The sequence below is a fragment of the Paraburkholderia sp. SECH2 genome, from assembly GCF_030464795.1.
Lineage (GTDB): Bacteria > Pseudomonadota > Gammaproteobacteria > Burkholderiales > Burkholderiaceae > Paraburkholderia > Paraburkholderia aspalathi.
Genome location: NZ_JALPRH010000008.1, coordinates 204,197 through 227,543, shown reverse-complemented (window position 1 = coordinate 227,543; position 23,347 = coordinate 204,197). Strand labels below are relative to the sequence as shown.

Sequence of the window (23,347 nt, the reverse complement as noted above, 5' to 3'; positions counted from 1 at the left end):
GGTGCGTCCTCTGCGATCGTCGACGATGCGGCCGCATATCGATCACGAGGCGCGCGTGAGGCACAAGGCAGAAGTTTAGCCCGCTGCAGCGTCACGTCATTGTTAACCCCGCAAGGTCCCGCGAGAGCGGTCGGTAAGCGTCCAGGTAAGGCAATGCACCTTAACGGTGCGTTCTGCGCCCACGCGCGGCGCATCGGCTCGTTCATCGGTGCAATCTTTCATGCAAATTTCATTCGAATGTGCGCCAGCGTGCGCATGGAGCTTGCTTAAGGAATATCGATGACGCACATTTTGAGAAACGGTGCCGAGGTTGTTCGCTTCCGCGTTCGGACCGGCCCGGCTCTCGCGTGAGAGGATTGCATGACGATTGCGCAACAGGAAAGGACGGCCAGCGCGCCGCACGGCTTCGACGTCGAGGTGACGTCGGGGCTCGAACGTTTTTCGGTGCAGCATGGCGAGCTGACGTTGACTAGCGTGTTTCAACCCATTTTCAGCCTGTCGCATATGCGGGCAGTGGGCTACGAGGGGCTGCTGCGCGCGCACGATGCGCTCGACCGGCCCGTGTCGCCGCTCGACGTCTTCGGCGAGGCGGCGCGTCTGGGCGACGTGCTGCAAGTCGACCGGCTCGCCCAGACCCTGCATCTGGAGAACTTCAAGGTACTCGGCGCCGAACGCGAATGGCTGTTTCTGAATGTCCATCCCGGCGCGCTCACCGACCCGTATCTCGCCGCCGCCTTGCTGGCCAACCTCAAGCGGCTCGATCTGTCGCCACGGCGAATCGTGCTCGAAGTGCTCGAGCAACGCGCGGAAGATCTCGAGCGTCTCGCGGACGCGGTGCGTCAGTTCCGCGAGCGTGGTTTCCTGATTGCACTCGACGACTTCGGCGCGGGCCATTCCAACGTCGAACGGATCTGGCAATTGAATCCCGACATCGTGAAGCTCGACCGCATCATGCTGTCGCACGCAGCGCATCGCGCTGACATGGCGACGATTCTGCCGGGGCTGGTGGCGCTGCTGCACGAAGCCGGCAAGCTCGTGCTGATCGAAGGTGTCGAGACGGAGCATGAAGCGCAGATGGCGCTCGCTTGCGATGCGGACTTCGTGCAGGGGTTTTTCTTCGGCCGACCGAATCCAGGGGCAGCCGACGCGGCGCACGCCGCGACTTGCATCAGCGAAGTCACCGACCGTTATCGCGACCAGGCCGAAGCGCGCGAGCGCCGCAATGCGAGCCGTCTCACACCGTATCTGCGGGCGTTCGAGCGCGCCGCGGAACGGCTCGCCGCCGGCGAACCGCTCGAGGAAGTATGCTGGAATTTCCTCGCACTCGACCATGCCGCGCGCTGTTTTCTGCTCGATGCGAAGGGCAAGCAGGCGGGCCGCAACGTCGTGTTGCGTGCCGATCGCGCGGCGCATGAGACGCGCTTTTTGCCGCTTGCCGACGCGCAAGGGGCGAACTGGCTGCGTCGTCCGTATTTCCGTGCGGCGATCAATGCGCCGGAGCGCGTGCATGTGACGCGTCCGTATCTGTCGATCAACGAGGCGTTGCCGTGTGTGACGCTGTCGGTGGCGACGCGCGTCGGTGATCAGACGTGCGTGCTGTGCGGCGATATCGATTGGGTCGAAGAATAGCGATTCGGATGCTTCGATTGGCAGGGCGCGCGGCGGTTCTGAGATCATGTCGTTTTTAACGACCCACAGCCGCGCTCATGTCAGTCCTACTCGAAGTCATCGCCACGACCGTTGCCGACGCCCGGCTTGCTGCGCAGACCGGTGCGAACCGTCTCGAACTCGTCACCGCGATGGGCGAGGGCGGTTTGACGCCGAGCCTTGGCTTGATCGAAGCGGTGGTTGCCGCGAGCGTCGTGCCCGTGAACGTGATCGTGCGACCGCATAGCCGCTCGTTCGTGTACGACGCCGACGACTACGCCGTGATGCTGCGCGACGTGCGCGCAGTCAAGGCGGCCGGCGCGAACGGCGTGGTGATCGGCATGCTGAAGGCGGATGGCGAGATCGACCGCGAAGGCCTCGCGCGTGCGATCGATGCGGCGGATGGCTTGGCGATCACCTTCCATCGTGCGTTCGACGAGACGCGGGATCTGCAGAAAGCGCTCGACGTGCTGCTCGGTTTCGATGCCGTGACGAATGTGCTGACCTCGGGCGGAAAACCTTCTGTGCTGCAGGCGGAGTCAATCGTGCGTGAGCTGGTACGGCAAGCGTCGGGCTCACACTGCACGGTGCTGGCAGGCGCAGGTTTGACCATCGATGCAGTAGCTGGCTTCGTGAGTGCGACGCAAGTTCAAGCGGTTCACTTCGGTTCGGGTGTGCGCGTTGGCGGCAATGGTCTTGCTCCCGTCGATGCGGCGAAAGTCGCGCAGGTGAGAGCGCTGCTCGACGTAACGCGTAGCTGAACGCTGCTAAACCACCAGGCAAAAAAATGCCGCTTCGAGGTTCAACCCGAAGCGGCATTTTTCATCCACAAAGCGAAAGAATTACTTCGCGACCACCACCGGAATTCCGCGCAACTGTCCGGCGCCCTTCATCTCTTCCAGCGACTTCTTCACCGACACGCTCGTCGCTGCTTCAATCTGCAAGCGTGCCGCGAGATCGCGTTCGCCGCGCTTCACGCCCGCCAGATTCGCGAGCTTCACGTGACCATAACCGCGTACACGCGCATGCAGATCGGCGAGCTTCGCGACGTCTTCCAGATTGTTCGCGTTGAGCTTTGCGAACGCGCGTTGCAGCGTGGTTTCGTAGTCGCCGGCGAGTTCGCGCTCCATCTTGCGTTCGAGCGTGCGGCCGAACGGATCGAGCATCGTGCCACGCAAGCCGCTGAACTTCGCCATTACGCCGAGCACCGGCCACATCCATTGACCGAAGGTCTTCTTGGTCGGATTCACGCCCGGTTGAGGACGTGTGAGCGTCGGCGGCGCGAGGTTGAACTTGATGCCGAAGTCCTTGCCCGCGACACCTTCGAATTGCGCTTCCAGTGCTTCGCGGAAGGCCGCATCCGTATGCAGGCGCGCGACTTCGTATTCGTCCTTCACCGCGAGGAGGCGATAGAACGTCGTCGCCACTGCGCGCGCGATGCGCTCGCTCTTTGCATCGACCGCGGCTTCGGCACGACGCGCCGCATCGACCAGCGCGCGATACCGCTTCACATAGCTCGCGCCACCGTACGTTTGCAGACGGCCCTCGCGATGCGCGATCAGTTCGTCGAGCGTATCGACGCGCACCGCCTGCTTCGCCAGATGCCGCGCCTGCCACAGCGATTCGAGCGCAGCGGGGTCTTCCGCTGCAACACGTCCAATCGAAAACGCCAGTTGATTCATCTGCACCGCAACGTTGTTCAATTCGATCGCGCGCATCATTGCGGCGAACGACACCGGCACGAGGCCAAGTTGCCAGGCATAACCGAGCATCAGAATGTTCGCGCCGATGGTGTCGCCGAGAAAACGCGTGGCGAGCGCCTGGGCGTCGCACGTCGACATGCGATCGTCGCCGGCCGCATGGCGCATCTTGTCGATCAACGCGTCGGCATGCAGCGTCGCATCAGGGTTCTGCACGAAGGTCGCGTTCGGGATTGCATGCGTATTGACGACGATACGCGTACGGCCGTGACGCACCGTTTGCAAGGCATCGGCGCTCGCGCCCACCACCATATCGCAGGCGAGCAGCACGTCGGCCTGTTGCGTGTCGATGCGAACCTGATTGAGCCACTCGTCGCGCGCGGCGAAGCGCACGAACGACAATACCGAGCCGCCCTTTTGCGCGAAGCCCATGAAGTCGAGCACCGACGCGCTCTTGCCTTCCAGATGCGCGGCCATGCTGATCAAGGCGCCGACCGTCACGACACCCGTGCCGCCGACACCGGTCACCAGAATGTCGTAAGGCGCGGCATCGAGATGCGTCGCGGGAATCGGCAGCGCATCGACGCGAGCAGCGAGCGCGGCCGGATCGAATGCGGCCCCCGCGGCTTTCTTCAATTTGCCGCCTTCCACTGTGACGAAGCTCGGGCAGAAACCATTCACGCAGGAATAGTCTTTATTGCACGACGATTGATCGATACGGCGCTTGCGTCCCAACGCAGTCTCAAGCGGCTCGACCGACAAACAATTCGATTGCACGCCGCAATCGCCGCAGCCTTCGCAAACTTCTTCGTTGATGAAGAGACGCTTGTCCGGATCGGGAAATTCGCCTTTTTTCCGGCGACGCCGTTTTTCAGCCGCACAGGTCTGGTCATAGATCAGCACGGTCACGCCGTCGATATCGCGCAACGCGCGCTGCACCGTGTCCATTTCGCTGCGATGGTGGAACGTCGTGCCTTTCGGGAAGAGGTCGTGATGGCCGTCGTATTTCTCCGGCTCATCGCTGACCACGACGAAACGCGACACGCCTTCGGCTTCCACCTGACGTGCGATCTGCGGCACCGAGATGCTGCCGTCGACCGGCTGGCCGCCCGTCATCGCGACGGCATCGTTATAGAGGATCTTGTAGGTGATGGTGGTGTTCGCGGCCACCGCCTGGCGGATCGCGAGAATGCCGGAGTGAAAGTAGGTGCCGTCGCCGAGATTCTGGAATACGTGGCGCGTTTTCGTGAACATCGAATGCGAGGCCCAATCGACGCCTTCGCCGCCCATCTGAATCAGGCCGGTGGTGTCGCGCTCCATCCACGACGCCATGAAGTGACAGCCGATCCCCGCATGCGCGATCGAACCCTCAGGCACTTTGGTCGACGTGTTGTGCGGGCAGCCTGAGCAGAAATACGGCGTACGTTTCACGCTATCCGCCGCATTCGAGAGGATTTGCGGCGCCACCAGATCGACCACGCGCTCGCGACGATCGAGCGCCGGCTTGTGCTTCGCGAGCCAGTTCGCGAACACCGGCAGAATGCGCGACGGCCGCAATTCACCCAGCGACGACAGCAGCAGCGTGCCGTCTTCGGCGTTCTTGCCGACCACGATCGGCCGCGTGCCTTGCGTGCGGTTGTACAGATAGTCTTTGATCTGCTGCTCGATGACCGGGCCTTTCTCCTCGATCACCAGCACTTCGGACAAACCGGACACGAACGCGTCGATGCGCGTCATTTCCAGCGGGAACGACAAGCCGACCTTGTAGATGCGTACGCCGGCCGCTTCCAGATCGGCGACCGTCAGATCGAGCCGGCGCAGCGTTTCCATCAAGTCCAGATGCGCTTTGCCGCACGTGACGATGCCGACGTTCGCATGCGGACTCGGCGCGATCCATTTGTCGATGCTGTTGGTGTGTGCGAAATGACGAACCGCGTCGAGTTTCGCGTGCATCCGTGCTTCGATCGTGAGACTCGGCAGATCGGGCCAGCGGTTATGCAGGCCGCCAGCCGGTTCCTGAAAGTCCTGTGGGGTGGCCCATTCGGTTTGCAGCGTATCGAGGTCCACCGTCGAACCGGATTCGACCGTTTCCGAAATCGCCTTATAGCCGACCCACGCCCCCGAGAAACGCGACAGCGCCCAGCCGTACAGGCCGAACTCGAGCATGTCGGCAATGTTCGACGGATTCACCACCGGCATATGCCAGGCCATCAACGCGAAGTCGCTCTGATGCGGCATCGACGACGACACGCAGCCGTGGTCGTCGCCCGCCACCACCAGCACGCCACCGTGCGGCGACGAGCCGTACGCGTTGCCATGCTTCAGCGCATCGCCCGCGCGATCCACGCCGGGGCCTTTGCCGTACCACATCGCGAACACGCCTTCGACGGTGCGCTCCGGGTCCGACTCCACCCGCTGCGTACCGAGCACCGCGGTACCGCCGAGTTCTTCGTTGATCGCGGGCAAAAAGCGAATATCACTCGCCGTGAGCAGTTTCTTCGCTTTCCACAACTGCTGGTCGACCATGCCGAGCGGCGAGCCGCGATAGCCGCTGATGAAGCCGGCCGTGTTCAGGCCCTGCGCGCGGTCTGCGGCGCGCTGCATCAGCGCAAGGCGCACCAGCGCCTGCGTTCCGGTCAGGAAGATCCGGCCGCGCGTGGCGGTGAGGTTATCGGACAGCTTGTAGTCGGCGAGAGCGGGCGTGCCGTCGATGGGCAGGCGAGCGGTCATGGGTGAGTCTCCATTGTTTTGCATCCGCGTGCCGTGGGGTGGGGGCCACAAAAGGCGGCGCGGCGAAAGAGACTCTATTTTTTAGCGCCAATTGGAGTGAATTTTTTCTACTTGGCGACGCGTTCAGCGAAACAGCGCGACGGCGCGCGCGTTTTAATGAAGTTTTGAGATGGATCTGCCACGTGACGGACGGATTCGGGTATGCCCTGGTGCGTTTCAGTCCTGTTTTTACGGCACGGGCGCCTTCGCCATAGGCGCGGCAACAGGCGCCGAATCGAGCGGTACGACCTCGTCGAAATGCGAGTAGTCGATGTGGCTCACGCCGTTCTCCTCACGCATGACGTCGACGAAGCGGTGTTGCCAGAGAATCTGCTCGCAGGGCCACATGTGACGCGCCTGCATGGTCTGCGAGGTCGATTCGTCGACGCCTTCTAGCGTAAGCAGCAGCGACGCGTCGCGCCCTTTGAGCGTTTCGGCGTTTTCGCCGAACAGCGGGCTGTTTTCGTCGATGACGTGCATCAGGACCCAGCCCAGCTTGAACACGGGATGCTGGTCGCGCACCAGCGTCAGATCGTAGAGCTTGCGCAGCGTAAAACCTTCTACGGTGGTGTCCAGACGCATGATGCGCAGCCTCGCACGCGCTTCGGCAATCACATTCTGGCGCGCGTTGGCCGCGCGCACCATCAGCGTCATACGGCCGTCGAGCGGCCGCACGACCGCATAGCGGGCAAACATGATCTTTGCGTGGGGGCGGGAGAAGCGCGCAAAAATCAGCCCCGTCGCCAAGGCGATGCTGGACATGCCGACAAAGATTTCGAACGTCGCGACCCAGTGTGCGTAGACGGTTTGCGGATGCATGTCGCCATAGCCGACCGTCGCGAGCGTTTCGACGCTAAAGAAAAATGCGCCGCCGAAGCCCGACGGAAACTGATTGGCGATCGGCGCGTTGCCGAGCATGTAGAGCGCGGCAAAAAAGATATTCAGCAGCAGGAACAGGACGCCGAGCGAGATAAAAAACATCGGCCAGCGGACGACGAGCGCACGGTGATAGAGATCCTGCCAGAGCGGCGTCGGCATGCCGTGGGCAATGACCACGCGATCATCCAGGCGCATCTCGCGGCTACCGCGCGGGCGACGTTTTCGCGCTTGTGCCTCGGCTTCCGTTTCGGTGTCGCCGATGGCGGAAAAGCGGTCTGACGGTTCGGTAGCCATCGCGTGCTCGTGAGGATGAAAACGCGCAAAGCGTAGCACGCCGCCTCGCGTGCTAAAGGTGATTTTCGGCGTGCCGCGCAGGCGGTGAAGGCGGCGTCCGGACCGGGCGTTTAGCGCGATTCGGGTTGCGCCCAGCGTGTGCCGCTGCTAAGCACGCTTCGCGCGTGCGCGCCGCCTGATGCGCCTGTTTTGCGGTTACGGAAAGGCCCGCGGCTTCGGAATGCCGGCGCCGTGTTCGATGTCGTCGACCGCTTGCTGGTGCGCTGCGGCGACGGCTTCGGTTTCGTCCGCGTAGCCGTTGTCGCCGCCGACGGTAGTCCACGACTTCACCGCTTTCTCGCGATGCCGGATCTCGTATTCCGCGTCCCAGCGTGCACCGTTGAGTTCGATAGGGCGGACGTGAATCGAATACACGCCGTAGAGGAAGAGCTGTTCAGCCATGATCGCCTCCAGCCGGTTGATTCAGATGTGGCGCAGCGTGATGGGCGCGGCGCCGGGTTGCCTAGAGTTCGATTTCCCCGAGGATGCGGTGGGCGAGCGCCTTGGCTTCCTCGAGCGCTTCCTCGGGCGTGGACGAGGTTGCTTCGACTTCGTAGACCGTGGTTTCCTGGTCGGTGCTTGCGTCGCCGTCGTCGCGGGAAAGGGTAACCGTGCCCTGCCACGTGTCGCTTTGTACTTCTCTTATCGACGCGGTGGCCGTGTAGATGCCTTTGGTGTAGGTGATGTCATCCATGGCGACGCTCCTTGTTCCAAAGGGTTGGATTTTTTCATCCTAGCACGATGACTGGGCTTCGGTTTTTCGCCTGCGCGGCGCCCGATGTTGGCGACCGGTGTCGACAACAATACGCGCCGCACAAGGCAAAAAAACTACAGGAGCGCCACCACCTCATCCAAAGAAGGTGCATGCGCGCCGGCATGGCGGCACGCCGCGGCGCCGGCGGCCAGAGAAAAGGCCAGGTGCTCCGGCCACGCTCGCTGCGGCGCCGTCATCAAGCTGAACAGCAGACCGCCAATCGACGCATCCCCAGCTCCAACCGTATCGACTACTTCCACCCGTGGCGGCCGAGCTTCCACGACCATGGCGCCGTCGATCAACATGGACGTCTCCGGCCCACGCGTGACCAGCACGGTGGCGGCCGGATTCATCGCACGCAGCTGTGCAAGCGCGCCGGCCTCGTCGTCTGTCTTGAACAGCATGCGCAAATCTTCGTCCGACACCTTGATCAGATCGGCCAGCGCGGCCATCTTCCGCAACGTGGGCTCGTAGTCGTGCTCCATCAGATTCCGGTAATTCGGATCGAAACTGATCTTCACTCCCCGCGAGCGCAACTCGGCGGCCAACGCGGCCAGCGTGTCGCCAAGCGGCTGACGCACCAGGCTGATGCAGCCAAAATGCGCCCACTTCACCTGGCCGATCCAGCCAGCCGGCAAGCGTGCCGGATCGAACGCCAGATCGGCGCCGTTCTCACCCATGAAAAAGTACGCAGGCGGATGCGTTTGATGAACGATTGCCAGCAGCGGCGGACGCTCCACGCGCTGCATGAAGCGCATGTCGAGTCCTGCGGCGATGCTCGCGTTCCACAACTCATCGGAAAAATTGTCGACGCCCAGTGAGCCGGCGCACGCAGTCGGCAAGCCGAGTCGCGCCACGCAGCGTGCGACGTTCCAGCCGGCGCCGCCAGGACGCGAGAGCCATTGCGAGGCGCCGGTCCGCACGAGATCGGTGAGGATGTCGCCGGCCGAGACGAAGAAGGGGAATTCGGTGTTCGCGTTCAAGTTGCTCATTTTGCTTACTCCGCGGATTCGGACGCAGCGGCCGCGCCGTCAGGCAGTGCGTGCGCCAGCACTTCGTAGCACGCGCCCATCGTGTGATAGTCGGTCTTGCCGGCGGGACTCTTTTCGTCGCTGTATTTACGGTTGTCGCACGTGAGAATGCGGTACCACGCGCCGTACTTGTGATCGACGAAATGCGCCCAGCTGTAGCGCCAGATCTCGTCGTACCAGTCCCAGAAGCGTTCGTTGCCAGTGCGCTTGGCAAGCAGCGCCGCGGTGGCGAACGTCTCTGCCTGAACCCAGAAATACTTGTCGTGGTCGCACACGGTGCCATCGGGGCCGAAGCCGTAGTAGAGGCCGCCGTGGTCTTCGTCCCACGCATGCGTCATCGCAGCGTCGAATAGTTCGATCGCGCGCGGCAGCAGCCACGGCAACGGGCGATAGCGTTCCAGAATCAGCAGCAGCTTGGCCCACTCGGTTTGGTGTCCCGGCTGGAAACCCCACGGACGGAAGATGTTCGAACTGTCTTCCTCGTTGTAATGCCAGTCGACCGACCAGTCCGCGTGAAAGTGCTCCCACACGAGACCTTGCGACAGCTTCGCCTGGCGCAGCGTGATGTTCGACGCCACCCGTTCCGCGCGATCGAGATAGACCAGGTGTCCGGTTGCCTCGTGGGCGGTCAGCAGTGCCTCGGTGGTGTGCATGTTCGCGTTCTGACCGCGGTACGAACTGACACGCCAGTCGGGCGTCGCTTCGTCGGCGTAGAGGCCGGCGGCGGCGTCCCAGAAGCGATGTTCCATCAACTCGAAGGTCGCGCCGATCATCGGTTTGGCTTCCTCGATACCGGCCATCGCCGCATGCGAATACGCGAGCAGCACGAACGCGAGGCCGTAGCAGTGACGCGTCGCGTCGAGTGTGCGTTTGCGGCCGTCGTGCCATTCGAGTTCCCAGTCGTAGCCCTGGTGCTCAGCGTCCCAATGCGCGTCGCGCAGGAAGCGCAAACCGTGGCGCGCGTACTCGAGATGCTGCGGGTCGCCGAACTGGCGATACGCCATCGCGTAGTTGAAAACGTAGCGGCACGTGCTCACCAGATGCCGCGTGGTCTTGTCGTAGACCGAGCCGTCGTCGCGGAAGAAATGGAAGAAGCCGCCGCTCGGATCGAGCACGTTCGGCGCGTAAAACTTCAGCGTGTCCTGCACATGAGAGAGCAGGAAGTCGCGGCTGCGAAAGCTGTCGACGGGCGGCGCCGCGGCGGCGCCGTTAGCGGGGTGAAGCGGATCGGATTGCGTCATGGCGTTTTTACCAAAGTACTGGCACGGGCAATGAGATGGACGGGCAAGCGGACTTCGAGTTCAGCGGGTGTGTCTTCAAGCAGCAACTCGACGCCGCGCCGGCCGAGCGCTTCCTTGTCGACCGAAATGGTCGACAGGGGCGGCGTGGCGTGAGCGGCGGCGGGAATGTCGTCGAAGCCGATGATCGCGATGTCCTCGGGCACGCGGACGCCGCGTGCGAGGCACGCGCGCAGCGCGGCGAGCGCGGCGGCGTCGTTGTAGGCGAATACGGCGTCGGGTCGCGGGCCGGGCGCGTCGAGCAACTGGTGCATCGCGCGCGCGGCGCCGCTGTCGGGATCGAGACCGGCGTCGATCGTGAGTTCCAGCGAGGGGTCGAACAGCAGGCCTGCTTCGAAAAACGCGCGCCGGTAACCGAGCGCGCGCTGGGCGATGCTGAAGTGCGCAAGCGAGCCGCCGATGAAGGCGACGCGCTTGCGCTGCTGTTCGAACAGATGCCGCATGGCGAGCGTGGCGCCCGCGGCGTTGTCGAGATTCACCGAGCGCAGGCCCGGTGCCCACAGGTCGATCAGTACGAGCGGGCGCTGCATCGCCACCAGCGTGGTCAGCGTCTCGGGCTCCACGAAACCGGCGATCGCTACCGCGTCCGGCGCATGCAGGCGCATCTGCTGGATTACGTCTTCGGTCGGACCGGCGGTCAGCACGGAAGGCACGATGCCGCGTTCGCGGCACGCGTCTTCCACGCCGTGCAGCACGTGCGAAAAGAACGGGCTGACAGCGAAGTTGTTGTGCTGACGGTGCAACAGAAAGGTCAGGCGGCGGATGCGCGGACGCAATTGGGCTGCGTCATAGCCGAGTTGCCGCGCCGCTTCGACCACGCGTTCGCGGGTGGCCTCGGAAAGGCCGGGCTGGTTCTTCAACGCGCGTGAGACGGTGCCGATCGACACGCTGGCCGCGCGGGCGACGTCGCGGATGGTTGTGGCCATCGAATGAAGCGGCCGCAAGTGGGGCGGCCGCACGGTGTTTGGGTTCGGCCGATTGTATAGTAAAACGTCGCTAAAACAGCCTTGGAAACGTGTGATCCGTACCCGGAAATACCCGTAGGAAGCACTGCTGGCCTGATTTATGTTGTTTAGTAAAATAAACTAAACAAGGCGTGGACGCTGCCCTCGGCGCGCCGGCGTACTCAGTCGACGGGCAGCGCCGCCATGTCGGCTTGCCCTCGTAACAGCGCCACGCTCTCATCCGCATCGATCAGCACGAAGCCGCTTGTCTCGTGCTTCGCGCGCCGCTTCGCCAGCGCTGCGACGGAGGCAATTTCCTCACTGCTGTAAAACGACGGCCCGCCGTCCGACTCGACGCGCACACAGCCGATCGCCATCGTCACGAAGCCGAAGAAGGTCGGATTGCCGCGCCGGTCTTCACCGTGGATGCCGCCGGCCAGCCGGTCCGTGGGCGCGTAGAAGCGCTGCGCGCCTTCGTTGAACAGGTGAATCGCGCGCAGTACACGTTCCCGCCAGTCCTCGCTCTGGAACAGGATCAGGAAATCGTCGCCGCCGACGTGACCCAGGAAATCGCGGGTCGGGTCGCAGACGTCGGCGAGGACGGCGGCGGCGAATTTCAGCACTTCGTCGCCTTGCCAGTAGCCGTACTGATCGTTGAAGGGCTTGAAGTGGTTCAGGTCGACATAGCACGCGTAGAAGCCCGCGTCGTGACCCAACAGGCGGGCGATGTGCGAGCTGATCGGGATGTTGCCCGGCAGGAAGGTCAGTGGGTTCGCGTAGCGCGCGGCTTCGATGCGCACCTCGGTGACCGCGCGCACCAGCTTCTCGCCGGTGCCGAGACCGGCGTACTTGCCGTGGTTGTCGGTGATGACGAAGCCGTCGGCGAGATAACGCTGATCGTCGCTGGCGAGAAGCTTGGCCATCTGTTCGACGGTCATCGATTGCTCGATGATCACCGGCGACGCGTTCGCAAACTGCAGGCACGGCCGCTTGCCGAACAACTCGCGGTGGTAAGGCAGCGCGTAGCGGTCCATGAAGCTGCGGCGGTTGATGAGTGCAACCGGCTCGTCGTGTTCGACCACCGCTACCGCATGCAGATCGGGGAGGCGATTGAACAGTTCGAGCACGTCGTTGTTGGTCGCGTGACGCGGCAGCGCGGGCGCATGCACCATCATCTTCGCCGATGCCATGCCGCCCGACGGCGACGCGCTGCTTGCTGTGCGCGTGGTCTCCGGAAATACGGCGATGTGCCCGGCGCGCAGTGCGTCGCGGGCGTCGTCGGTGACGCTGCTGGCCGGCTGGGCATGCGGCCGGCCGAAGAAAAACCCCTGCCCGCAGCCGATCCCCATGTCGCGCACCACGATCAGATCCGCTTCGTCTTCAATGCCTTCGGCCACCAGCCGCGCGCCGCTTGCGTTGGCGAAGTGCTGCATCGCGCGCACGGCTTCGAATTTCAGCGAGTCGCTGGCGATGCCGTGGATGAAGAAGCGATCGATCTTCACGACGTCCGGTTGCAGGCGCACCCAAAGATTCATGCTGGCGTTCGCGGTGCCGTAATCGTCGAGCGCGAACTGCGCGCCGGCCGCGCGCAACGTCGAAATCACCGGCAGGAAACTGGCGACATCCAGAATCGTGCTTTGCTCGGTCAGCTCGATCACGATCCGTTGCGGATCGACGCCGCGATGACGCAGCAGCGCGAGTGTGTCCTCTTGCGCGTCGGCCAACTGAAGGATCGCGCCCGCGCTGAAATTGAGAAACAGCTTGCCGTCGAAATCGAGCTTCGCGAACGCGTTGATGCAGGTGCGCGCAGCGGCCTGCTCGAGTTCAAGCGCGCAACCCTCGGCGAGCGCTTGCGAAAACAGGGCGAACGGCGTTTCGAGCGGTGTGCCGGCGGGGCCGCGGATCAGACCTTCGTAGCCGAGGATCGCACCGTCGTCGAAATCGATGATCGGCTGGAATACGGCGGACAAGTCACGCCGGGCGATCAACTCCTCGATGCGCGGCGTAGCGGATCGGGAGGGCGAACGAGGTTGCATGGCAGTTAGGCGTAGCGATCGACCTTCGTCTTATCGACTCATCCAGCCAGGAGTTAAGTGAAGTTTTAGTGAAGCGTTGCACCGGGGTGGTGCGTCGCGGCTCGGGCCCGCTGCCGGCGGGTGTTGCCACGGCCAGGACTTTGCCTATGCCATCCGGCTGAGGCGACAGCAAAGGCGTTTGAGCGTGAAATAACAAAAAAGCCGCACGAGGCGGCTTTCTTCAAATGACGCTCAGGGAGGGCGCTTATGAATGTCCTGTTTGCATTGCGCGCGTATTCAACGGCGCGCGACAGCGGCGGCGGGCCGCTCGCGCGAAGCCACGCGAGTTTCGCCGCTGGTGTCGCGCGCGCCCCAGCGCTGCGCGAGCGCGGCGCAGACCATCAGCTGGATCTGGTGGAACAGCATCAGCGGCAAGACCACGGCGCCCACCGCATGCGAGGCGAAAATTACCTTGGCCATCGGCACGCCGGCGGCGAGGCTTTTCTTCGAACCGCAGAAGATGATCGTGATCTGGTCGGCGCGGTTGAAGCCGAGCCGCTTGCTGACCAGGATCGTCACGGCCAGCGCGAGCGCGAGCAGCACAATGCTGATCAACAGCAGGCCGCCAAGCGCGGACAGCGGGATCTGGTGCCACAGGCCTTCGTCAACGGCCTCGCTGAACGCGCCGTACACCACCAGCAGGATCGAGCCCTGGTCGACGAACTTCAGCACGCCGCGATTACGCTCGATCCATTTGCCGATCAGCGGGCGCAGCAACTGCCCGGCCACGAACGGCACCAGCAGTTGCAAAACGATGTTGCCCACCGTATGCCACGGCGAGGCGCCGCCGCTCGCCGCCTGATTGGTGACGACGAGGCTGACGAGCGCGGGGGTGATGAAGATGCCCAAGAGGCTCGAGGCCGACGCGCTGCATACGGCGGCCGGCACGTTGCCTTTGGCAATGGAGGTGAACGCGATCGACGATTGAACCGTCGACGGCAGCGTGCAGAGGAAGAGGACCCCCGCATAGAGCGCCGGCGTGACAAGTGGCGAAAGGAGCGGCTTAAGCGCGAGGCCGAGCAGCGGAAACAGCGCGAACGTGCTGAGCAGCACTACCAGATGCAAACGCCAGTGCGTCGCGCCGGCCACGATCGCTTCGCGTGAGAGCTTGGCGCCGTGCAGGAAAAACAGCAGGCCGACCGCAACGTTCGTCACCCAGTTGAACCCGACGGCGGCCTGCCCATGAACCGGCAGGAAGCTGGCAAGGATCACGGTGCCTACGAGGCACAAGGTGAAATTGTCGGGAAGCAGTTTCGGGCGAGCCATGGCGGAATCTCGATTCGGTGATGCGGAAAGCAGGGCGCGCACGAAGGCGCCCGACTCAGGCTATGGAAAACGCCTATTGTTGTCGAAAATTGATTAAATACGCAAATTCATTTGCCGAATCGATTAATGAGCATCACGCATCAGATGCGTTGCCATGACGGTCTCATGCGGCGCCCATGGGCAGTTCCAGTATTGGCGACCGTATCTGTTTGGTCCACTGCCGTTTTGACAATCCGGCGAAAAAAACCGGCCTGGATTTGTCATACGCAAGCACCTTCAACTAATCTCGCAAAAGCCGCTCAGCCAAGCTGTTTCAAGGCTTTCGCGCAAGGGCTCTGTCGCAGAAAAACGTCGCAGTAACAAGGTGTTACAACAGCGGTCCGGGCCTAACACTTTTTGGCTCGACACCCTTTGCCGGGACCCATAAATTACTGCTCAAAGGCCATCGGGATGCCCCGCGCCGCGAAAGATACGCAGCGCTCGCGCCGGTCCCAGAACAAGTCCATCGCAGCTCGAACGGTGGGCTTCAGGCAGGTCTTCGGGCATGTGAGTCACTTGGTGGACGGGTTGTCGAGAACGAAGCACTGGGCGTTGGGCGCGGTTATCGCTGCGCTGTGCTCGTTCGCCTATGCGAAAGTGCCGGGCGTACCGCACGGTGGTGGTGGCGGTTATTCGCATGCTCCCGCGGGCCACGCAATGCGTGGCGATGCGCGCAACAACGGCTATTACTACGGCGCCGCCAATACAAGACCAGCTCGCAACAACGTCGCCGACAACAACGCGCGCCTGCCCCGTGGCGGCGCGAACTTCGCTACCGGCGGCTACGCCAACGGCTTCGGCGCTTACAACCCAGGCATGCGTCGCGCTACCGGGCCGGCCGGATATCCAAACGACGGCCGCGGTGGCATGCAGTATGCCGGCGCTATCACGCCTGTCAGCGCCGAATCGCGCGCGGTACCGCGTCCGCCGCCCAACGCGCCGGTTCGCACCGGTTCGATTCGCGCCGATGTCGCCCGCTACAACGAAGAGCGCGGCACGTCGCGCGCAATGCAGCGCCCGGGGGACGACCCGCGTCAGCAGGAAGGTTCGCCTTACCGTAACTAACGGCAGTACGGGAGTCATGCTCCCGCCTAACGCGGTCTGACATCGCTCCTCGCCTTACCGTTCGTTTCACCGAACTCCTCTCCCACGCTTCGTCAAATCCGCTTTGCCGGCTTTCAAATCGATTGCTGCGGTATTGCGCGTCGCCGCCGTCCAAAAAGCCCCTGTCAATGTGACGTTTCGACGCCACACTTTTTTGAAAACATTCGGCAGCAAACCCTCTCCCGTCGTCAAATTTGGTCGTTTTCGCCGCGGCGCGTCATCCGCCTGTCATCTGAACCGTTATCACCCAGTCGGGCGCAATGTCAGTAACGCTTTGCGCCGGACCGCGAAGTCCGCGGCGATGCAGTGAGGACGTACAAGGCCTCTGCTTTATCAGGCCGATAAGTGACAAAACTAATCAGATCGCTATACCCGCAATAACCCACGATATTTTTGTCCATAAAAATGGTCCGCAAAGATGGTCCCGCCCAGATTGGCTCGATGATCGAACGGACAACAACAATCATTCGCGCGAGCTCCCCCTTTCGCACAGCCTTACCTTTTTGACAAAGACAGGAGAACCCATGAAAACAAGCATCAGCAGTGCGCTGAAGACCACCCTCAAGGTAACCGCGTGTGCCGCCCTGCTGGCCAGTGCATCGTCTGCTTTTGCGCAATCGAGCGTACAACTCTACGGTCAGGTCGACGAATGGGTTGGCGCGCAGAAATTCCCGGGCGGCAAGTCGGCTGCTGAGGTGTCCGGTGGCGGTATGTCGACGTCGTACTGGGGCTTGAAGGGGGCCGAGGATCTGGGCAACGGCTACAAGGCGATCTTCACGATTGAAGGCTTCTTCCTCGCGCAGAACGGCCAGTACGGCCGCTTCACGGGCGACACGATGTTCTCGCGTAACGCCTACGTCGGTATCGAGTCGCCGTACGGCACGGTGACAGCAGGCCGTCTAACCACGCCGCTGTTCGTGTCGACGATTCTGTTCAACCCGTTCGTCGACTCGTACCAGTTCTCGCCGATGGTATGGCACACCTATCTCGGTCTCGGCACATTCCCGACCTACTCGACCGATATGGGCGTGACGGGCGATTCGGGCTGGAGTAACGCGGTGTCGTACTCGTCGCCGAACTTCAACGGCCTGTCCGCAACGGCGATGTACGCGCTCGGCAACACGGCCGGCGAGAACGGCTCGAAGAAGTGGAGCGGCCAGGTGCTGTATTTCCACGGCCCGTTTGCGGCGACCGCGGTCTACCAGTACGTGAACTTCAACAGCGTGCCGGGCGACCTCGGCAGCTTCAGTACGTCGGGCGTTCCGGGCCTGAAGAGCCAGAGCGTCGCGCAAGTCGGCGCGTCGTACGATCTGAAATTCGTGAAGTTCTATGGCCAGTACATGTACACGTATAACCAGCAGACCGTTTCGAGCTGGCACGTGAATACGGGGCAGGGCGGCGTGACGGTCCCGGCCGGCCCGGGCTCGGTGATGGCGTCGTACGCCTATTCGCGTGATGGCGGCGGCTTCAACCAGACCCGTCAAACGGCTTCAGTCGGCTACGACTATCCGCTGTCCAAGCGCACGGACATCTACGCGGCTTACATGTACGACAAGATCAGCAGCCAGTCGAGCGGCGACACGTACGGCGTGGGCCTCCGCGCGAAGTTCTAAGCGTCTGGAGCCAAGGCGAGCGGCGCCTCTGAGCAGGTGCCGCGTGATGCCAACCCTGTCGGACCAGGCAATACCTGCAAAGCCCACCTTCCCCGGAAGGTGGGCTTTGCTGCTTCTGACGTCCGTTTCTGGTGCCCGCGTTCGTCCGATTTGCCGCCCAGTCTTTGATAAACCCGGCAAAATGGCGTCGATTGATTCCTGAGGCGAGCGATTGAGATGGATACCCTGGTCAGCATGAAAGTGTTTCGCCATGTGGTCGAAGTCGGCAGCTTCGTCGGCGCGGCCGAACGGATGGAGATGTCGGCGGCAATGGCGAGCAAGCACGTGATGCACCTCGAGCAGCAGCTCGGCGCGCGTTTGCTGAACCGCACCACGCGCCGTGTCGCACCGACCGAGGCGGGCCGCGAATACTACGAGCGCTTGAGCCAGGTGCTCAGCGAACTCGAAGAAGCTGAGCAGGTGGTCGGCGCGGCGAGCGTCGTGCCGCAAGGGCGCTTGCGGGTGTCGTCGCTATCGGCATTCGGTTTGAGCCATGTGATGGCCGCGGTGGCCGACTACGCCGCGCAGTATCCGCAGGTCACCGTCGACATGACCCTGTCCGACCGGGTGGTCGAACTGATCGACGAAGGCTTCGACGTCGCGATCCGGGCTTCGCCGAACGGACTGAAGTCGTCCTCACTGATCGCGCGGCAGATTGCGACCGCCCATCTGGTGCTATGCGCGTCGCCGGCCTATCTGCGCCGACACGGTACGCCGAAGACCGTCGCCGATCTGGCGCGCCACAATTACCTGCAGTACGCGGGCGTATCCGCGCTCGAAATTGCGCCCACGACCGGCGATAGCTCGCCGCGCGTGCGTCTGTCCGGCAATCTGATCGTCAACCACCTGGAGGCGCAACGCGTGATCGTGCTGCAAGGCGCGGGCATCGCGATGCTCGGCACCGAGGTGATCGGCGACGATCTGGCCACGGGGCGTCTCGTGCCGCTGCTGGTGGACGACGTGCCGCCGCGCGAGTTGCCAATCCATGTCGTCTACGCGAGCCGCCGGCATTTGTCGGCCAAGGTGCGTTCGTTTGTCGACTTCCTGGCCGAGCGGTTCGCGAACGAATCGCTGTGGCCTTCGCTCGAGCAGATCAAGGCGCTCGCGGTGCGATAGGCGGCCCGGTCGAGTCGCTCCTACCCGTTTAGCTATACTGGTTGCCAGCACCCATACGCGTAACGATCTGGGGGAGACATGACCGATCTGTCCACGCCGCAGCGCGCCGGTGGCCACAAGCTGCCTGCGGGCCGGCGCCTGCGTTTCGTCACCGCTGCTGCCCTGTTCGACGGCCACGATGCGTCGATCAACATCATGCGGCGCATCCTGCAAGCGAGCGGCGTCGAGGTGATCCACCTCGGCCACAACCGCTCCGTCGATGAAGTGGCCACCGCCGCGCTGCACGAAGACGCCGACGGCGTCGCTGTGTCCAGCTATCAGGGCGGCCATAACGAATACTTCCGCTATCTCGTCGACTTGCTGCGTGCGCGCGGCGGCGAGCGCATCAAGGTGTTCGGCGGAGGTGGGGGCGTGATCGTTCCTGACGAAATCGCCGAGCTCGAGCGTTATGGTGTCGAAAAGATCTACTCGCCGCATGACGGCCAGCGGCTCGGCCTGCAAGGCATGATCGACGACATGATTGCGCGCTGCGCTGAAGTGGCGCGCGCCGCTGCCGCCGTTCGGGAGAGTCCGGTTGGTGAGTGGGTGGCCGATCTGTCGGCGAATGGGCTGCCGCGTTTCGAGCCGCGTGCTGCGTCGCATGTTGAGACGCGGGCTGATGATCACGCCAACGCGCGCGATGTTTCCGGGAAGGCGCGGCAGGCAGGTGGAGCGCTCCAAGGCAGCGAGATCGCTGGCACCACGAATGCAGCCGAACAACCCGATCCTGCCGCCTTCACCTTCCGCCGACTCGCGCAACTGGTCAGCGCGTACGAAGCGGGCCGCGTCAAATCAGCCGAGCAGGAAATACTATCGGTCCTCGCCGAAGCGATCGATGTCCCCGTCCTCGGCATCACCGGCACTGGCGGCGCCGGTAAATCCTCGCTCACCGACGAACTGATCCGCCGTTTCCGGCTCGACTACGGCGACGCCCTCACGATTGCCGTGCTGGCCATCGATCCGTCGCGTCGCAAATCCGGCGGCGCGCTGCTCGGCGACCGCATCCGCATGAACGCGATCGGCGATTGGGGCGGCGGCGCGCGCGTCTATATGCGTTCGATGGCGACTCGTGACGCATCGAGCGAAATCACCGATTCGTTGCCTGATGTGCTCACGTTGTGCAAGGCCGCGGGTTTCGATCTGATCATCGTCGAGACGTCCGGGATCGGGCAGGGCAATGCGGCGATCGTGCCGTTCGTCGACGAATCGCTGTATGTGATGACGCCGGAATTCGGCGCGGCGAGCCAACTGGAAAAGATCGACATGCTCGACTTCGCCAGCTTCGTCGCGATCAACAAGTTCGACCGCAAAGGTGCGCCGGACGCGTTGCGCGATGTCGCGAAGCAGGTGCAGCGCAACCGTGGCGACTTCGCGAAGGCGCCCGACGCGATGCCGGTGTTCGGCACGATCGCCTCGCGCTTTAACGACGACGGGGTGACCGCGCTGTATCAGCACGTCGCTGAGGCGCTGCGTACGCACGGTCTGCGTTCAGGCGGCGGCCGTCTGCCTGTGCTTGATGAATTGCGCTTTTCGAGCGGCAGAAATGCCATCGTGCCGCCGGCACGCGTGCGTTATCTGGCGGATGTCGCGCAGACTGTTCACGCGTATCGCGAGCGTGCCGATGCACAAGCGCGGGTGGCGCGTGAGCGCTGGCAACTAACAGAAGCACGCCGCATGCTCGCCGAAGGTGATGCAGGCACAGGCGCGTCATTTGATGCCGCTGCCACTGCCTCCACAGGTTCAGACTCAAGTGTCGCGGCAAACTCCGCCAACACACCCCAAGCCCAACTCGACACCCTCATCACCCAACGCACCGCCGCCCTCGGCGAACGTGAACGCAAACTCCTCGACGCCTGGCCGCAAACCGTGGCCGCCTATTCCGGCGACGAACACATCGTCCGCATACGCGACCGCGAAATTCGCACCGCGCTCACCGTCACGACACTATCCGGATCCGAAGTCCGCAAAGTCGCGCTGCCGAAATTCGTCGACCACGGGGAAATCCTGCGCTGGCTGATGCTCGACAATCTCCCCGGCTACTTCCCGTTCACCGCCGGCGTGTTTCCGTTCCGCCGCGAAAACGAAGACCCGACACGGATGTTCGCCGGCGAAGGCGATCCGTTCCGCACTAACCGCCGTTTCAAATTGCTCTCCGAAGGCATGCCGGCCAAACGTCTTTCGACTGCTTTCGATTCGGTCACGCTCTACGGCGAAGAGCCGCACGAGCGCCCCGACATCTACGGCAAGGTGGGCAATTCAGGCGTCTCCGTCGCAACGCTCGACGACATGAAAACGCTCCACGACGGCTTCGATCTGTGCGCGCCAGAGACGTCGGTATCGATGACAATCAATGGCCCGGCGCCGACGATTCTCGCGATGTTCTTCAACGTCGCGATCGATCAGCAAATCGCGCGTTTAAATGACAGGCTGCAACAGGCAGGACGCCAACCCTCCAGCGAAGAACTCGCGGTCGCGCGCCGCACAGCGCTGGAAAACGTGCGCGGCACGGTACAGGCCGACATCCTGAAGGAAGACCAAGGCCAGAACACGTGCATCTTTTCAACCGAGTTCAGCCTGAAAGTCATGGGCGATATTCAGGCGTACTTTGTCGACCACGGCGTGCGCAATTTCTATTCGGTGTCGATCTCCGGCTATCACATCGCCGAGGCCGGCGCGAATCCGATCTCGCAGTTGGCCTACACGCTCGCGAATGGTTTCACCTATGTCGAGGCCTACCTCGCGCGCGGCATGTCGATCGACGACTTCGCGCCGAATCTCTCGTTCTTCTTTTCGAACGGCATGGACCCGGAGTACACGGTGCTCGGCCGTGTCGCGCGACGCATCTGGGCCATTGCAATGCGCGAACGCTACGGCGCGAACGAACGCAGCCAGAAGCTCAAGTACCACGTGCAAACCTCGGGCCGCAGCCTGCATGCGCAGGAAATCGACTTCAACGATATCCGCACCACGCTGCAGGCGCTGATCGCGATCTACGACAATTGCAATTCACTGCACACCAACGCATTCGACGAAGCGATCACCACGCCCACGGAGGATTCGGTGCGCCGTGCGGTGGCAATCCAGTTGATCATCAACCGTGAATGGGGGCTCGCGAAGAATCAGAATCCGAATCAGGGCAGCTTCGTGATCGAGGAACTGACGGATCTGGTGGAAGAAGCGGTGCTGGTGGAATTCGATCGACTTACAGAGCGCGGCGGCGTGCTGGGCGCGATGGAAACCGGCTATCAGCGCGGACGGATTCAGGACGAGTCGATGCTATACGAGCATCGCAAGCACGATGGCTCATATCCGATCGTGGGCGTGAATACGTTCTTGAGCACGCATCCGCACGAAGCGCCGCAGCCGATCGCGCTCGCTCGTTCCACCGACGAAGAAAAACAGAGCCAGTTGAAGCGTCTGCGCGATTTTCAGGCACAGCATCGTGACGACGCACCCGCGGCGCTTGAACGCCTCAAGCGCGCAGTGATCGACGATGACAACGTGTTCGCGGTGCTGATGGACGTCGTGCGCGTCTGCTCGCTAGGGCAAATCACGCACGCGTTGTTTGAAGTGGGCGGGCAATACCGCCGCAATATGTAGGGGCCGGACATGCTGCGGCTCCAAAACCGGGACCCGCAGCAAAACACCTTAACCAGCCATTTACCGCGCGATTCCCAGCCGCGTTTTCGCGTCGTCATATTCCTTCGTCAGACGCTGAACCAGCTCACCAACGCTCGGCACGTCGTCCATCAGGCCGACGCCCTGGCCTGCACCCCAGATGTCTTTCCACGCCTTCGCCTTGTCGCTGCCGAAGTTCATCGCGGTCTTGTCCGATTCCGGCAACGCATCCGGATCCAGCCCTGCGTTCAGGATACTTTCGCGGATGTAGTTGCCGTGCACGCCGGTGAACAGGTTCGTGTAGATGATGTCCGAGGCCGTGGAATTGACGATCGCCTGCTTATAGCTGTCGACCGCATGTGCTTCTTTGGTCGCGATAAAACGCGTGCCCATGTAGGCGAGGTCCGCGCCCATGGCCTGCGCGGCGAGAATCGAGCCGCCGTTGGCGATCGAGCCGGACAGCACGATCGGGCCGTCGAACATGCGCCGCACTTCGCCGACCAGCGCGAACGGCGAGGTCGTGCCCGCATGGCCGCCGGCGCCCGACGCCACCAGGATCAGCCCGTCGACGCCTGCTTCCAGTGCCTTCTGCGCATGCCGCAGGTTGATCACGTCATGCAGCACGATGCCGCCGTAGCTATGCACTGCGTCGACAATCTCACGCGCCGGTGCCCGCAGGCTGGTGATGAAAATCGGCACCTTGTGTTCGACGCACACACGCACGTCGTGCTCGAGCCGCGTATTCGACTGATGGACGATCTGGTTGACGGCGATCGGCCCGATGATCGCGTCCGGATTAGCCGCCTTGTGCTCGGCGAGCTGTGCCTGAATCTGCGTGAGCCATTCGTCGAGCAGTTCGGCCGGGCGAGCGTTCAGCGCGGGGAACGAGCCGACGATACCGGCCTTACATTGAGCCAACACGAGTTCGGGATAGCTGACGATGAACATCGGCGAAGCGACGACGGGCAGCGCGAGTTTTTGCAGGACGGCGGGCAATGCCATGGTGCGAGTCTCCTGATAAACGGGCCGGTGCGGTGTAGAGCGCCCGGCGATAATGAGTTTAGCGGCACATGACCTGTGGTG

At 62.9% G+C, this 23,347-nt stretch carries 16 protein-coding genes; 6 read left to right on the top strand and 10 right to left on the bottom strand.

Annotated features, from left to right (window positions below):
* The first annotated feature begins 360 nt into the window (after positions 1-360).
* A complete protein-coding gene (locus tag M0D66_RS16750; RefSeq protein ID WP_093644803.1) occupies positions 361-1,629 on the top strand; it encodes an EAL domain-containing protein in 1,269 nt (422 codons plus the stop codon).
* 77 nt (positions 1,630-1,706) lie between these two features.
* The gene (locus M0D66_RS16745; RefSeq protein ID WP_266211040.1) at positions 1,707-2,408 is read left to right on the top strand and encodes a copper homeostasis protein CutC; all 702 of its coding nucleotides are present in this window, start codon (positions 1,707-1,709) and stop codon (positions 2,406-2,408) included.
* A gap of 81 nt (positions 2,409-2,489) precedes the next feature.
* Here the strand turns inward: M0D66_RS16745 and M0D66_RS16740 are convergent, their stop codons facing one another.
* The 9 genes from M0D66_RS16740 to M0D66_RS16700 form a co-directional block, all read right to left on the bottom strand.
* The gene (locus tag M0D66_RS16740) at positions 2,490-6,077 is read right to left on the bottom strand and encodes an indolepyruvate ferredoxin oxidoreductase family protein (RefSeq protein ID WP_266211039.1); all 3,588 of its coding nucleotides are present in this window, start codon (positions 6,075-6,077) and stop codon (positions 2,490-2,492) included.
* A gap of 228 nt (positions 6,078-6,305) precedes the next feature.
* Positions 6,306-7,289 carry an ion channel gene (locus M0D66_RS16735; RefSeq protein ID WP_256455641.1) on the bottom strand — a complete coding sequence of 328 codons (984 nt, stop codon included), beginning with the start codon at positions 7,287-7,289 and terminating at the stop codon, positions 6,306-6,308.
* A 195-nt stretch (positions 7,290-7,484) separates the two neighbouring features.
* Complete coding sequence (locus tag M0D66_RS16730; RefSeq protein WP_054037832.1) at positions 7,485-7,730, bottom strand: hypothetical protein; 246 nt, start codon at positions 7,728-7,730, stop codon at positions 7,485-7,487.
* 61 nt (positions 7,731-7,791) lie between these two features.
* Positions 7,792-8,022 carry a hypothetical protein gene (locus tag M0D66_RS16725; protein ID WP_093644793.1) on the bottom strand — a complete coding sequence of 77 codons (231 nt, stop codon included), beginning with the start codon at positions 8,020-8,022 and terminating at the stop codon, positions 7,792-7,794.
* A 134-nt stretch (positions 8,023-8,156) separates the two neighbouring features.
* The gene (locus tag M0D66_RS16720) at positions 8,157-9,074 is read right to left on the bottom strand and encodes a carbohydrate kinase (RefSeq protein WP_093644791.1); all 918 of its coding nucleotides are present in this window, start codon (positions 9,072-9,074) and stop codon (positions 8,157-8,159) included.
* Between the two features lie 5 nt (positions 9,075-9,079).
* Complete coding sequence (locus tag M0D66_RS16715) at positions 9,080-10,354, bottom strand: AGE family epimerase/isomerase (protein ID WP_054037828.1); 1,275 nt, start codon at positions 10,352-10,354, stop codon at positions 9,080-9,082.
* Positions 10,351-11,337 (bottom strand): LacI family DNA-binding transcriptional regulator, encoded by a 987-nt coding sequence (locus M0D66_RS16710; RefSeq protein ID WP_054037826.1) that lies wholly within the window; start codon positions 11,335-11,337, stop codon positions 10,351-10,353. The genes M0D66_RS16715 and M0D66_RS16710 overlap by 4 nt, the downstream gene beginning before the upstream one ends.
* 200 nt (positions 11,338-11,537) lie before the next feature.
* Positions 11,538-13,391, bottom strand: coding sequence for a phosphodiesterase (locus M0D66_RS16705; RefSeq protein ID WP_256455638.1), 1,854 nt, complete (start codon positions 13,389-13,391; stop codon positions 11,538-11,540).
* Positions 13,392-13,667: 276 nt separating this feature from the next.
* Entirely contained in the window at positions 13,668-14,696 is a 1,029-nt protein-coding gene (locus M0D66_RS16700; RefSeq protein WP_093644787.1) for a bile acid:sodium symporter family protein, read from the bottom strand.
* A gap of 558 nt (positions 14,697-15,254) precedes the next feature.
* On the opposite strand from M0D66_RS16700, the gene M0D66_RS16695 reads away from it, so the two are divergent.
* From M0D66_RS16695 to M0D66_RS16680, 4 genes are all read left to right on the top strand, one after another.
* Positions 15,255-15,800 (top strand): hypothetical protein, encoded by a 546-nt coding sequence (locus M0D66_RS16695; protein WP_266211063.1) that lies wholly within the window; start codon positions 15,255-15,257, stop codon positions 15,798-15,800.
* A 563-nt stretch (positions 15,801-16,363) separates the two neighbouring features.
* Positions 16,364-17,452, top strand: a complete 1,089-nt coding sequence (locus tag M0D66_RS16690) for a porin (protein ID WP_093644785.1) — start codon at positions 16,364-16,366, stop codon at positions 17,450-17,452.
* 216 nt (positions 17,453-17,668) lie between these two features.
* Complete coding sequence (locus tag M0D66_RS16685; protein ID WP_093644775.1) at positions 17,669-18,607, top strand: LysR family transcriptional regulator; 939 nt, start codon at positions 17,669-17,671, stop codon at positions 18,605-18,607.
* 78 nt (positions 18,608-18,685) lie between these two features.
* Positions 18,686-22,246, top strand: coding sequence for a methylmalonyl-CoA mutase family protein (locus tag M0D66_RS16680; RefSeq protein ID WP_266211038.1), 3,561 nt, complete (start codon positions 18,686-18,688; stop codon positions 22,244-22,246).
* A 60-nt stretch (positions 22,247-22,306) separates the two neighbouring features.
* Here M0D66_RS16680 and M0D66_RS16675 read toward each other — a convergent pair whose 3' ends face one another.
* The gene (locus tag M0D66_RS16675) at positions 22,307-23,266 is read right to left on the bottom strand and encodes a nitronate monooxygenase family protein (protein ID WP_093644771.1); all 960 of its coding nucleotides are present in this window, start codon (positions 23,264-23,266) and stop codon (positions 22,307-22,309) included.
* Positions 23,267-23,347 lie beyond the last annotated feature (81 nt).